Source organism: Sphingobacterium athyrii (assembly GCF_003071065.1).
Taxonomy (GTDB): domain Bacteria; phylum Bacteroidota; class Bacteroidia; order Sphingobacteriales; family Sphingobacteriaceae; genus Sphingobacterium; species Sphingobacterium athyrii.
Map to the genome: position 1 here is coordinate 610,285 of NZ_QCXX01000003.1, position 12,654 is coordinate 622,938.

The 12,654-nt window shown below is 40.3% G+C and carries 11 protein-coding genes and 1 tRNA gene; 7 read left to right on the plus strand and 5 right to left on the minus strand.

All coding sequences use genetic code 11. The features are described 5' to 3' along the window. The first annotated feature begins 75 nt into the window (after positions 1-75). The 4 genes from DCO56_RS13295 to DCO56_RS13310 all read left to right on the plus strand — a co-directional run bounded on the left by DCO56_RS13295 (position 76) and on the right by DCO56_RS13310 (position 6,260). Positions 76-2,331, plus strand: a complete 2,256-nt coding sequence (locus DCO56_RS13295) for an ATP-binding cassette domain-containing protein (protein ID WP_108634247.1) — start codon at positions 76-78, stop codon at positions 2,329-2,331. A 166-nt stretch (positions 2,332-2,497) separates the two neighbouring features. Then, complete coding sequence (locus tag DCO56_RS13300; protein ID WP_108634248.1) at positions 2,498-4,915, plus strand: heavy metal translocating P-type ATPase; 2,418 nt, start codon at positions 2,498-2,500, stop codon at positions 4,913-4,915. Between the two features lie 26 nt (positions 4,916-4,941). Beyond that, on the plus strand, positions 4,942-5,163 hold the full coding sequence (locus DCO56_RS13305; RefSeq protein ID WP_108634550.1) for a heavy-metal-associated domain-containing protein: 222 nt from the start codon (positions 4,942-4,944) through the stop codon (positions 5,161-5,163). Between the two features lie 533 nt (positions 5,164-5,696). Continuing rightward, positions 5,697-6,260, plus strand: a complete 564-nt coding sequence (locus DCO56_RS13310) for a TlpA family protein disulfide reductase (RefSeq protein ID WP_245935837.1) — start codon at positions 5,697-5,699, stop codon at positions 6,258-6,260. Between the two features lie 87 nt (positions 6,261-6,347). On the opposite strand, the gene DCO56_RS13315 is transcribed toward DCO56_RS13310, so the two are convergent. After that, positions 6,348-7,043, minus strand: a complete 696-nt coding sequence (locus DCO56_RS13315) for an alpha/beta fold hydrolase (RefSeq protein WP_108634250.1) — start codon at positions 7,041-7,043, stop codon at positions 6,348-6,350. A 463-nt stretch (positions 7,044-7,506) separates the two neighbouring features. Here DCO56_RS13315 and DCO56_RS13320 point away from each other — a divergent pair, with 463 nt between their 5' ends. Beyond that, entirely contained in the window at positions 7,507-8,094 is a 588-nt protein-coding gene (locus DCO56_RS13320) for an outer membrane beta-barrel protein (RefSeq protein WP_108634251.1), read from the plus strand. A gap of 138 nt (positions 8,095-8,232) precedes the next feature. Here DCO56_RS13320 and DCO56_RS13325 read toward each other — a convergent pair whose 3' ends face one another. After that, positions 8,233-9,258: a Gfo/Idh/MocA family oxidoreductase gene (locus DCO56_RS13325; RefSeq protein WP_108634252.1), complete on the minus strand. Its 1,026-nt coding sequence runs from the start codon at positions 9,256-9,258 to the stop codon at positions 8,233-8,235. A 348-nt stretch (positions 9,259-9,606) separates the two neighbouring features. Between DCO56_RS13325 and DCO56_RS13330 the strand changes: the two genes are divergently transcribed. Both DCO56_RS13330 and DCO56_RS13335 read left to right on the plus strand, forming a co-directional pair. Beyond that, positions 9,607-9,798, plus strand: coding sequence for an MFS transporter (locus tag DCO56_RS13330; protein WP_108634253.1), 192 nt, complete (start codon positions 9,607-9,609; stop codon positions 9,796-9,798). 5 nt (positions 9,799-9,803) lie between these two features. Continuing rightward, the gene (locus DCO56_RS13335) at positions 9,804-10,943 is read left to right on the plus strand and encodes a glycoside hydrolase family 130 protein (protein WP_108634254.1); all 1,140 of its coding nucleotides are present in this window, start codon (positions 9,804-9,806) and stop codon (positions 10,941-10,943) included. A gap of 126 nt (positions 10,944-11,069) precedes the next feature. Here the strand turns inward: DCO56_RS13335 and DCO56_RS13340 are convergent, their stop codons facing one another. The 3 genes from DCO56_RS13340 to DCO56_RS13350 form a co-directional block, all read right to left on the minus strand. Then, positions 11,070-12,053: an ISAon1 family transposase gene (locus tag DCO56_RS13340; protein ID WP_245935752.1), complete on the minus strand. Its 984-nt coding sequence runs from the start codon at positions 12,051-12,053 to the stop codon at positions 11,070-11,072. Next, positions 12,046-12,423, minus strand: coding sequence for an ISAon1 family transposase N-terminal region protein (locus tag DCO56_RS13345; RefSeq protein WP_245935753.1), 378 nt, complete (start codon positions 12,421-12,423; stop codon positions 12,046-12,048). The genes DCO56_RS13340 and DCO56_RS13345 overlap by 8 nt, the downstream gene beginning before the upstream one ends. A gap of 114 nt (positions 12,424-12,537) precedes the next feature. Next, positions 12,538-12,611 (minus strand) — tRNA-His (locus DCO56_RS13350). Positions 12,612-12,654: the final 43 nt, after the last annotated feature.

Genomic DNA, 12,654 nt, shown 5'->3' on the forward strand with positions numbered 1-12,654 from the left:
AAAACAATACATTAGTTAACTTTGTTAAATAATATACTTAACTTAGTTAAGCAATAAATACCAAAGATAATTAAAATGGAGCATATCGTTGTTATAAATGCCAAGCAGAACAATCTAAAAAATATTTCGCTTAATATTCCCAAAAGACAGATTACAGTTTTCACAGGTGTATCCGGTTCGGGCAAATCGTCCTTGGTGTTTGGAACTATCGGAGCAGAAGCCCAACGTCAGTTTAATGAAACTCAAACGAGCTTTATCAGAAATCGATTACAACATATCGGGGTACCAGAAGTGGATAAAATTGACTATTTAAATGTCCCCATTATCATCAATCAAAAAAGGCTAGGTGGGAACGCCCGTTCTACTGTAGGCACCGCAACAGATGTTTATAGCTCATTGAGGTTACTTTTTTCTAGAATGGGAACACCTTTCGTGGGCTATTCCAATGTGTTTTCATTTAATAATCCACAGGGGATGTGCAAGGGATGCGAAGGTCTTGGTTTTGTGCAGGCCATAGATTTCGGGCAGCTCTTGGATAAGGAAAAATCCCTAAATGAGGGTGCAATCAAATTTCCGACATTTCAGCCCGGTGGATGGCGCTTAACCCGATATACACTATCGGGGTACTTTGACAACAATAAGAAATTAAAAGATTACGACGAGAGGGAATGGCAGATGCTCTTAAATGCGACGGAACATAAACCCAAACATCCTGATAGACAATGGGGGAAAACTGTAAAATATGAAGGAATAATCCCCCGCATTGAAAAGGCATTCCTAAAGAAAGATTCGAAAGAGCATGTCGCACGGAAAGAAGTCCTCAAGAAGATCATTACCACGGCGGACTGCCCTGTATGTAATGGTAAAAGGCTGAATAAAAAGGTGCTATCCTGTAAAATATCAGGAAAAAGTATAGCCGATTGTGCGTCGCTCGCAATAGATGAGCTTCTCGATTTCATAAACACCATAAGATCAAACACCTATGAGGTATTATTAAACGAACTGATTAGAAAATTACAACATATTGTTGATATAGGCTTGCAATATTTGACGTTGGAACGACGCACAGACACCTTGTCCGGTGGGGAATCCCAACGCATCAAGATGGTACGAAATCTCGGCAATAGTTTAACCGATTTGCTTTATATTTTCGATGAACCGAGCATAGGGCTGCATCCCAAAGACCTCCAAAATATTGCTGCTATTATCCAACAGATTAAAGCAAAAGGAAATACTGTGTTAATTGTTGAACATGATCCGGATCTGATCAAAATTGCGGATTGGGTTGTTGATATGGGGCCCGGATCCGGAAAAGCGGGCGGCGAAGTTGTATACCAGGGAAAATTTGACACACTTCCAGATTCAAAAGGGAAAACAGGAACCTATTTTGTAGGTCATTTTGACTTCAATAGAAGCCCTCGCCAAGCGAAAGGTTATCTGGAGATAAGACAGGCAGACTTACATAATTTGAAAAACATCAATGTTAACATACCAAAACAGGTTCTATCTGTTGTTACAGGCGTTGCTGGTTCGGGTAAAAGTACCCTAATCAACAAGGTTTTGCCAACATTTTACCCTGAAGTTATTGTAGTCGATCAGACCTTATTCGCCGCTAATGTGCGTTCAAATTTACTTACTTATCTAAATTTATCGGATGTAATTCGAAGGCTCTTTTCGAAAGCCAATAACGTTTCTGAGAAACTATTTAGTAGAAATAGTCTTGGCGCCTGCGAAAATTGCAAAGGATTGGGTATTGAGAAGATTGATCTTGCTTTTATGGAAGATATTGAGCAGGCCTGCGAACTTTGTGGTGGTTCGGGCTTTACGCCTAAAATTCTAAATTACCATTATAAAGGTAAAAATATAGTTGATATTATGAATATGACAGTGATGGAGGCCGTCAGCTTTTTCCCCGAAGAGCCATTTTATTCCGCCTTTGATTTATTATCCAAACTTGGCCTTGGTTATCTTAGCCTAGGACAGCGGCTGGATAGTTTTTCAGGTGGCGAAAGGCAACGACTGAAACTTACACGCGAACTCCATCAAAGCAATGGTATTATTGTCCTTGATGAACCGAGCACCGGATTGCATCCGACTGATACGGAAAAGCTATTGAACTTTATAGATATCCTTGTAAAAAATAAGAATACGGTTATAGTGATCGAACATAACCTGGATGTAATCGCGCAGGCAGACTGGGTAATAGACATTGGCCCAGGGGCAGGTAAATATGGAGGTGAACTACTTTTTGAAGGGACAGTGGCCAATCTATTAAAAGACAAAAGGTCGTCAACAGCAGAATATTTGCGGCAACATTTAAAAATGACATGATATACTTGCTTATTGCTCCGGCACCTTGTTGCACTTAAATTGTGCTTTCAAATATTGAAATTTCCTGGTCAAACAGGCCATAATCTTACAAATCAATCCCATAATTCCATAAAGATTTCAGAGCAGTTTGTGCGCACATTTGTATTGTAAGATTAAACATACAGATATGGCTACAAATAATTATAAAGAGACAATTTACATTCCCTTGGAAGATGTCGAAAGCGAACATTGCGCATTAATTGTTGAAAAAGAACTGGCCCTGGTGAAAGGGATTGAGAGCCACAACGTAGAATTAAATAACCGTAGGGCAGCTATTACTGTCAAGGACAACCAAGTTGTTGCCGCTGCTGTAAAAGCTGTCAAAGACCTTGGTTATGGCGTATCTACGATAACAAAGACTTTTCCGGTATTGGGAATGACCTGTGCTTCCTGTGCAAGCAGCGCCGAGAGTATGGTTAAATACGAGCAGGGGGTAGTTAATGCTTCCGTAAATTTTGCCACCGGAAATTTGACTGTCGAATATCTTCCAAATATAACCGATGCTACGAAAATCCAGAAAGCTGTTCAAGCTGGCGGCTATGATTTATTGGTAGAGGACGAAGCCACACAACAAGAAACCTTGGAGTCCATTCACGCTGAAAAATTCAGAACGCTCAAAACCAAAACTGTGTGGGCTGTCATCCTGTCCCTACCAGTGGTGGTAATTGGCATGTTCTTTATGGATATGCCTTATGCGAACCCGATTATGTGGTTCTTTGCAACACCTGTCGTACTCTGGCTGGGAAAAGACTTTTTTACCAATGCATGGAAACAAGCAAAACATGGTTCAGCCAATATGGATACCCTGGTCGCTTTAAGTACTGGGATCGCTTATATATTTAGTGTTTTCAATATGCTGTTTGCCAATTTTTGGCATCAACGCGGCTTGCATGCGCATGTCTATTTTGAAGCTGCCGCTGTGGTGATTGCTTTTATTTTGCTCGGGAAATTGCTGGAAGAGAAAGCCAAAGGCAATACCTCATCAGCTATAAAAAAGCTGATGGGCTTGCAACCTAAGACAGTGATGGTAATACAAGCAGATGGATCTGAAAGACAGGTTGCTATAGCAGCGGTCAATGTTGGCGATATCATTCAGGTAAAACCGGGTGAAAAAATTGCTGTTGACGGGATGGTCATATCGGGCGATTCCTACGTGGATGAAAGCATGTTGAGTGGTGAACCTGTACCTGTTCTGAAAAAAGAAAATGAAAAAGTTTTTGCCGGTACGATCAATCAAAAAGGCAGCTTCCAGTTTCGCGCCGTAAAAGTGGGTAAGGAGACCATGCTAGCTCAGATCATCAAAATGGTTCAGGACGCCCAGGGTAGTAAAGCTCCCGTACAAAAAATGGTTGATAAAATTGCCGGTGTATTTGTTCCGGTGGTCATCGGCATTGCACTATTCACCTTTGCCATGTGGCTTATTTTGGGTGGGGATAACGGCTTGGTACAAGGTTTGTTGGCCGCTGTTACCGTACTAGTTATCGCCTGTCCCTGCGCACTTGGCCTAGCAACACCTACCGCAATCATGGTTGGCGTAGGAAAAGGGGCGGAGCATGGTATCTTGATCAAAGATGCGGAAAGCCTTGAGCTTGCCAAACGCGTCAATGCGATCGTATTGGATAAAACCGGAACAATAACGGAAGGAAAACCACGGGTAACGGGTATACAATGGTTAAACGATGATGATGCCACAAATGGTATCTTATTGAATATTGAGAAACAGTCAGAACATCCGCTGGCGGAGGCAGTAGTCAATCATTTGGAAGGTGTAAGCATTACGCCGATAGCTGCATTCGATAGCATAACAGGCAAAGGAGCAAAAGCGAATTATGGACCGGAAACTTATTATGTAGGAAATAAGAAACTGCTGATGGAAAATGGGATCAGCGTAGCGGCAGAATTGCAGCGTCAGGCAGACCAATGGAGTGAAGAGTCCAAAACTGTTATCTGGTTCGCAAATAGCACAAATACACTTGCGGTAATTGCAATTTCCGATAAAATCAAAGAAACCTCCGTGTTGGCCATTCAAGAAATGCAGGCCATGGGTATTGAACTTTATATGCTGACGGGTGATAATGAATCTACTGCTAAAGCGATTGCCGAACAAACCGGTATTAAACACTACAAAGCGGAAGTCATGCCACAACACAAAGCTGACTTTGTAAAAGAGCTTCAACAACAGGGAAAAGTGGTGGCCATGGTTGGCGACGGTATTAATGACAGCACCGCGCTGGCAACGGCTGACGTCAGCATAGCGATGGGTAAAGGAAGCGATATTGCTATGGATGTGGCAAAAATGACCATCATCTCCTCGGATCTAACTAAAATACCCCAGGCAATCCGGCTGTCAAAACAAACGGTGACCACGATCAAACAAAATTTATTCTGGGCTTTTATTTACAATGTGATCGGTATTCCGCTCGCAGCAGGCATACTCTTTCCGATCAATGGCTTCCTTTTAAATCCTATGATCGCCGGAGCGGCAATGGCCTTGAGCAGTGTTAGTGTAGTGAGTAATAGCTTACGTTTAAAATGGAAAAAATAGAATTAGTAATATTAAAATTAAATAACATGGAAAGCAAAAACATTCAATTCAAAACAAACCTCAACTGTGGAGGCTGTGTAGCCAAAGTTCGTGCTGATCTGGACAATGCCGAAGGGATCTGCGAATGGAATGTCGACACATCGAACAATGATAAGATTCTCACCGTGAAATCAAACGGTATATCCGAAGAAGAAGTTATGGAGATTATCAAAAAGAAAGGCTTTATTGCAGAACCGCATTCTGCATAATTAACTGCAATCATCAAGGAAAAGTCGCCCGTTTATACTGGACGGCTTTTCTTTGTTAGTTAAATGAGGTAGTTTTTTAAAGCCTATAGTTGGCATTTTGGTCAGGGGGTGCTTGCTATAGCGATTATTTTGAATGCTATAGCAAGCACTTTAAAGTAAATAAAATAGCTTCAGTCACTTGTGTGCTTGCACAATTAAGCTTATTTTAGCCATTGATGGGCTACATTAAATTTGATATTTTCAAAAACTACGGACAATACGTGATGACTTTACTAATGTTGGTCGTCGTATGGTTCACATCCTGCCCAATAAAGAGTGGAATCAAAAGTCTCATCGGGCTAACGATAAATACTTACCTATCTTTCTCCAATACCAGACATTGCGCATTTAGGATTATCTTTTTTTCAAAAGTTTGTGTCTTCTCAACAGAACGGCAGCAACTGTATTCACATTTTTATACAGCTGAAGGTTAGCAAGGTAAAAAAATTAAGGCAATAAATTTCGAATATAAACTATAGTAACTTACACATACAATGATGAATATAAGATTTAACAGTATAACCATGCGTATTGGGCTTTTTATTCTCGCGGCAGGTGTTTTGACTGCCTGCGGAAATCCAACTTCGAGTAACAAACCCGAAACAGAAAAAGAGCAGCCTATCCAGGAGATGCAAAAACCAAAAGTAGCGGACGTTTCTTTTAAAGATAAGTCTGGAAATGTCGTATCATTGAGTGCTTTAAAAGGGAAAGTTGTGTTTATCAACTTCTGGGCTACCTGGTGTCCTCCGTGTATACATGAGATGCCGTCCATAAATACCTTAAGACAAGGATTCAAGGGTAATAAAAATATTGAATTCCTGATGGTGGATGTAGATAATGATATCGATCAATCGGCAGCATTTATGGAAAAGAACAATTATGACTTGCCTTTATACACTCCCGCAGGAGAAATCCCACCTGAGTTTTTAGGTGGATCAATTCCTACCACAGTCATTCTGGACAAAAATGGACAGATAATCGAACGTTTAGAGGGGAGTAGAGACTATGCTGCTCCAGAGATAGTAAAAGCATTGACGGAACTTACAAAGGCAAATTAACACACGAACAAATAGTTCAAGTGAAATGTCTTAAGAGAGCTAAATGGATTTTAATCTATTTAGCTCTTTTTATAATACGATAATATTTTACGATACTACACTTACAGCCTCTTTGATCAATGCTGTAATTTCATTTGGATGGGTAGCCAGGGAAGCATGACTAGCTGCTAAATGAATGATTTTTTTTGCGTTGATCCGCTCAGCCATTTCTATTTGTGTTGCAGGTGGTATCATATGATCATTGTCTGATACCTGGTACCAGCTAGGTTTTGTTTTCCACGCCGGTTCATCAGCCTCAGCGGCGAAAATACTGCCATGAGTTGGTTTTTGAGCCAAAGACATCACGATTGCATCTTTTTCGCTTAAATCATGGGCAAAGCTTTCATGGAATTTATCGTGCTTGATCCAAAGAAATCCTTTTGCATCAGGAACAATACTTGCTGCGCCAGAAGACTTCTCTCTGCGACTGAATATCCCGCCTAAGCTTTCGCCCTTCTCCGGAGCAAAGGCAGCAATAAACACTAAACCCACAACTTTTTCATGATGCCCTGCTGCCGATATAACTGCTCCGCCATAAGAATGCCCAACTAACACAACTTTACCCGTCTGTAAGTCAATCAAATCCTTCGTTTTCTGAATATCATCTTCGATTGACGTCAATGGATTTTGTACGCTTCGAACAGTATATCCTTCCGCATGAAGATTTGCAATAACATGTCGCCAATGGGACCCGTCTCCCCAGGCTCCGTGGACTAAAATAATTGTTACATTTCGATTTCCCATATTCGTTGAAGTTTATAAACAAATATATGTTTAAGTTGCTATTGAACATATTAATTTAAGTTGACCTTTTAAAACCCGTCGACCGATTCTACTCAACCATGGCCGGTTGATCTTGAGATAGTTGGCAATATGTTTTTGGGCCCAAACCCTGGACTTTATTTATCTTGGGCGGGATCATTATCTAGAAAGAAAGCTCTTTTCGAATCGTGATGAAGAAGAGCGGGGAGACCGAAGCCTAATGCTAATTAGCGTGTTCGTATATAAAATAATGCTGTTCGTATAATTTTGTCAATCTGTATTTATTTTTCTTTTAGCTTTATGCCAAATAACAGCTACTTCTCAAAAAATAGTTTTTTTGTAAGCATTCTCCTGCTGTTGATTACGAACTTTGGCTGTATGTCAGCAGGTATTCCGTTGTGTTGAAAGAATTATCAGGAGAAACTCAAATAGTAAATAACATTGTATGCCAGACAACAAAAGGAAGAAAATCGTATTTGCCGTAACAGTAATTTTTGGACTACTGTCCATACACAAAGCTTTAGCACAATTCGGAATGGGCATTCGGGCAGGAGGCAATCTATCAAGTACAGATGGCTCAGCCTTTCGCTCAAATAAGAGAGTCGGTTTTCAGATCGGAGGGGATCTTACTTATCGTTTCAATAAAAACATCGCTTTACAAGCTGAACCAGTCTATAACTTGATACGAATCCGAAATAATGACCAGACAGCACAGCGTGAGCACGGTATTGGAGCCGGTACCAGAAAGTTAGCCTATATGAGTGTACCACTCTATTTAAAACTAAACTTTACCCGTACTATTGCAATTATGGGTGGTCTCGACTTTAATTTTCTACTCAATGATGACCGCTATAAATTGAACAATGGAGACAATGCATTCCGTAGTAGACCAAGAACAGGCTACAGTTTAGGTGCAGAATTGGGTGGAGTTTATTTTCGGTATCGAAAATTTAATAGAACAAATAATATTATTGACAATTGGACTGCGGATATTGAACAATATCAACTGGGATTCAAATTTGAATTATTTTAAATGAATTTCGGTGCAAAACCTGATTGTGGAAGACTTCGCTGAAAAGTTAGTTTTAATGCATAAAAATTGATATTGGCAATATTAACAGGAGGGAGCCATCCCGATGTAATCGGAATGGTTTTTTTATTATATGTTATCCTATGTTTCCGCCGATAACATTTCAATCTGCCACCTGATATGGTCTATTGTAATCGGATATTCAACATCATTAATAAGATTTTCATAGATAGCATTGAATAATAGATTATAATCTCCTTTATGCGGGCGAAGGTAAGATATATGCTTTTGATTTGAGCTATCGATGGTCACAAGTTTTCCTTCGCTGCCTTCCGGCTCCATGCCGTATATCGAATTGTTGGGAAGCATACCATCTATTAATTGTTGTTCCTGTACATCAGCCATCGTTTTAATAAAGCTCCCCTTTGTACCGTTTAAAACAAAAGCGGGTAAAGGTTCAGCAACAGCGAGACTTCCCGTTAAAAATACATTCAAGCCATCCGGATAATGCAAATGATAATGAAAGTAATCCGCGACTTGGGAATCCGGCCGGTTGATTGAAGTTGTTTTACTGAATTTTAATGGTTTACCAAAAAGTGCGATAGCCTGATCTATTATATGAGGCCCTAAGTCGTATGTGAGACCGCTGGAGATGTATTGATTATTTTCCTTGAAATATTTTTGACCCAATTCCAGTTTATAGCGGTCGAAGCGAAAAGATACTTCAACCAGTTTGCCAAGATCACCGCTTTCGACAACTTTCTTTACATCAAGGAAATGACTATCATAACGTCTGTTTTGATAAAAGAAAATCCGCTTCCCGCTTTTCTTGCTGACCTCAATAAGTTCGTCGAATTGAGCAATATTTTCCACTGCTGGCTTCTCGATAAGGACATGTTTTCCTGCTTTTAGCGCGTCGATAGCGAACTCAAAATGGGTATGGTTTGGTGTATTTACAATCACAAGCTCTATTGTATCGTCAGCCAATAATTGAGTTACACTGTCATAACTAATAATTTCTGGATAAAGTTCCTCCGCTGTTTTATTTGACCGCTCTACGACAGCGGTTAAGTTAAAATGTGGACTAATATGGATGAAAGGTGCGTGAAAGACACGCCCAGACATGCCAAAACTTAAAATTCCAGTGTTGATTTTGGTACTTGTCATTTATATCTAATCTTGTTGTAGCGATGTTGTCCGAAATTGAATATTCTTCCGAATATTCATGACATTGTCTAACCTAGGAAAGACCTAAACATAAATATAGAAATATCCCGCTTATTTTAATGAATCCCCTTCATTATTTTGATCGGATTTTCAGGAAATAACACATATGATCCGTGCCAACCTTACTTTATCCGATACATGTGTATCGAAGAATGCAATCAGAAGAAAGGTTTTGATTTATTTTGGAATAAGAAGTATATTTGGTTAATCGACAAAATCGGTTTTGCTTTTTTGTCAAACTATAACCAATTCATTTACGTCAACTAGCAAAATAAATTTGATGTGTATATGGGGATGAGCATTAGAGATCGTTTCGGTCGTAAGAAATTATTGCTGACAGGAGCAGTTGGAATGGTTTTCTTTTTATTGTTATCAGCTTATGGACTAAAGGGTGCCCACGCCGATTATCTCTTATTTTTAATTATCGGTTTTATTGCTGCCTTTGCGTTATCGCAGGGAGCGCTGGAGGAAATAAAATAGGCTTTATGAAGACATTTATTAGACTTTATATTATTATCCAATCTGTTATTTTACATGGATGCAGTACACAGCATGGAAAAAACTGGGTAATGGGTGGATTTGAACGGCCTACTGGCATTAACCCCGTTATTGCACCGGACAGTAGCACCAGCTTCTACGATCCTCTTAGCCAAACGACCATCCGCTGGGAGGATAATGACACGTTTAATCCGGCGGCCGCTGTCATTGGAGACAGTGTCTATGTCATTTATCGCGCCGAAGATAAAACAGGAGTAAAAATCGGGCATAGAACCTCCCGTCTAGGACTTGCCGCGAGCGGGGATGGACTGCATTTTGAACGAAGCAAAACACCAATATTCTTTCCGGATAAGGATAGTCAACAGGCCAACGAATGGCCGGGGGGAACTGAAGATCCACGGATTGCCCAGGCTCAAGACGGAACCTTTGTCATGTTCTACACACAATGGAATCGCAAGGTTCCCCGATTAGGTGTAGCCACCTCCAGCGATCTAAGAAACTGGACAAAGCATGGACCTATTTTCCAAAAATCCAACAAGTTGCCCAACCTTGTTAACATGGCGCATAAGTCCGCATCTATTCTCACAAAATTGGTAGGAGATAGGCAGGTTATCACTCAAGTAAATGGTAAGTACTGGTTATATTGGGGCGAATATGGGGTGTATGGTGCTACATCAGACAATCTGATCGACTGGGAACCTGTAGTGGATAAAGAGGGAAGGTTGCAGGCATTTATTTCGCCACGCGAGGGCTATTTTGATAGCTCTCTCACCGAATGTGGTCCACCCGCGATTTTGACAGCGAAAGGAATTCTACTCCTCTATAACGGCAAAAACCATGCATATAAAGGGGATCCAAGATTCAATAAAAACACCTATTCAGCAGGGCAGGTGCTCTTTGACAGGAAAGATCCCACCAAAGTATTAGCTCGTCTGGATACACCATTTCTACGTCCAATGGAAGCTTTTGAAAAGAGCGGACAATATGTCGATGGGACTGTATTTATCGAGGGCTTGGTATATTTTAAACAAAAATGGTTTCTATATTACGGCTGTGCTGATTCACGCGTCGGTGTAGCGGTTTTTGACCCGCAAAAGCCAGCTGTGCTAGATCCTTTACCTGATTGATGAAAATAGCATTTTTTTACTTCTATTAACATCAACAGACCAAGCCCTATGCATCCCGTTTCCACAAGTTTTGAAACTGATGGCCCGTTTCTCGGATCATACCGAAAGTTTGGGGGTTAAAGATAATTAAGCATACAATTTCATCACCCTATACAAGAAAAAAGTAGTATCTCTTACACCACGGAATACACTGCGAAAAGCCTTTAATTTAGCATTGAAAGACTCAGCTGAAGCATTTGTGCTCCTGTTGTCAAAGTAATGCAGGATTTCAGGGTGGTGTGCTGCAATAGACTTTGCTACACTCTCAAAAGATAGGATGCCCGCATTCTCCACTTGATTATGCCACAGACCCAATTTGGTAAAGGCAAGTGTTTTGTCTTTGCATTTGGTAAAAATAGCACCCAGAGCAATCCCTAAATCATATGCTTGTCTTAGCTTTGGGAAGCGAATAAACAATAACTCTGCACGATGTTTTTGACTTTCTGTCCACCGCCCAGGGTGCTTGAACAACAGATGTCTAGATCTAGCCAATAGTTGCCTGATGGTGTCTCCATTGGATAATACCTCTGGCTCATAAGGAAGACTTTGCTTTCTTGCATCCTTTATTTTTTGGCTTTCTATATCCAATACTTCCCAGCGATACTGGATCCGTAGTTCCTGAACAGCATCGTATGCTAGCTTTTGAACATGAAAACGATCTATTACCCGCCTGGCATTTCTGAAACATCTACGGATAGCCTTAGCCATATTAGGAGCCATATCCATGGTCACCTCTTTAACCTTGTTTCTTGTACCAAGAGGAATTCGCTCTAATACAGCGATAATATCTTCCGCTTTTGTTCCCTTGATTGTCGCTAGAATGGTTCCTTTCCTACCTTTTGCAGATTTACTACTTACAATGGTATAAAGTTCACCATTACTAAAACTGGTCTCATCAATACTTAAGTGTTCAGCTATATTCTGTGGAAATAGTGTCCAATTCTCTGCATGTGATTTTTGATCCCAATCATGGAAATCGCTCAGATGATTCTTATATTGATCTTGTAGCAGCTTGCCATCCATCTGAAAGAACAAACCTACTAACTGGGCACTTACAGGATGGTTATCCAAATATCTTCTTTAAAAAAAGCCCGAATTCTGTTGTCATTCGGGTACCCTCACGTACTAGATTCCAATCTCTTGTGATAATCTCTCCAGTGTCCAAAACAGTCCAACGACGACGACGGATATGCAGGGTAACTTTCTGCCCCCGAATGGGAAAATCGGAAATCTCCGTAGAAGGCATAAAACCTTTTGATTCTAGGTTACTATTTTCATAACCCGCTGGAGTAATATTAAGCTCATCTAAATAGATATGAAGTTGATCTTCTACCTGATCTACTTCTAAAATCTGAAAATATTCTAATAGCCCTTCGGGCATTAACAAGGATAATAATTTACGTTCGGCAGCTTCCAAGTGTTCTCTAGTTTTTAAAAACACTAAACTAAGTATTTTTTCAATTCCCCCAAGAATTATGCTTGATCCCATTTCTCACGCTACGAAATAAGGTGCAGGAATGAAAAAAGGCAAACCATTTTACTGATCTGCCTTTTGGGTAAGTAATCGGGCTCGAACCGACGACCCCTAGAACCACAATCTAGTGCTCTAACCAACTGAGCTATACCTACCGTGATTTTGATGATACAAAAGTACAATTAAACCCTATTCCCT